Below are 910 nucleotides of genomic sequence, written 5' to 3'. Positions count from 1 at the left end.
ACATTGTTTCAAGCAGGAGCAATAAAGTCAAACGAAGTTTCTGACAGAAGCTTAGCCTCAATCGAGGAAGCTGAGTTGAGAGCTGAAATCGATAACATCTTCCCTGACGATGGATTAACTATCACAGAGAGAGCATATGCTGAATATGATGCCGAACAAACAAGTTACGTAAAGGTTTTTAATGCCGAGAATGAGTTGGTCACTCAGGGCTTAACTACTGAAAACGATGAATTAAGACAATTGGTAAATCAAGCGGATTTTCTTACTCAGGTATCAGGTCAAAAATATTACAGAATATCAGAATAGTCTTGGTCTAGAGCAATCTAACCGAAGACACTATTTGCAAAGTCAATTCAGTTTAGTTAAGGTCAATTTTAGATAAGAAAGCCGCCCATATGGGTGGCTTTCTTTTTGCATTAAGATGAAAGTTGTTCTCCAGACCCTGAAAAACAAAAAAGCCAACCGTCTTTCGACAGTTGGCTCCTCATCTATATCAATTCGAGTACTATTTAACTTCTTCGTACTCTACATCAGACACGTCAACTGATTTAGAATCGTCTCCAGCTTCAGAGCTGGCTTTCTACACCTCCAAGGAAGATATTCAAAACTATATGAACCAAATGGGATATGGAAATTAAAAACTATTCACGCGTCCAGTAGGCACTAAGAAACAGCCAAGACCGACCCGAAATATCTCTATGATGTAACCACTTCAAAGTTTTGGAAGGAAGGTATCCACTACGCACATTGGGCTGGTCAAGATTTAACCCATGAGCTTCCAGATGCCCCACATACGAAAAAGTTATTCGGAAAATTTGCTGTCATAGGAATCCTCGTTTCTTAATTCTGTCCGATTCATCAAAATACTGTGCTATAAGTGATCGTTTTGTGTACGTTTTTAGTACACATT

The 910-nt window shown here is 38.9% G+C and carries 1 protein-coding gene; it reads left to right on the top strand.

Annotated features, from left to right (window positions below; all coding sequences use genetic code 11):
* The coding region (locus AWN68_RS13360) for a hypothetical protein (protein WP_157716213.1) at window positions 1-306 on the top strand (306 nt) is incomplete at its 5' end.
* Window positions 307-910: the final 604 nt, after the last annotated feature.

The sequence above is a fragment of the Roseivirga echinicomitans genome, from assembly GCF_001592935.1.
GTDB lineage: Bacteria > Bacteroidota > Bacteroidia > Cytophagales > Cyclobacteriaceae > Roseivirga > Roseivirga echinicomitans.
This window is presented reverse-complemented; position numbering and strand designations above follow the sequence as displayed.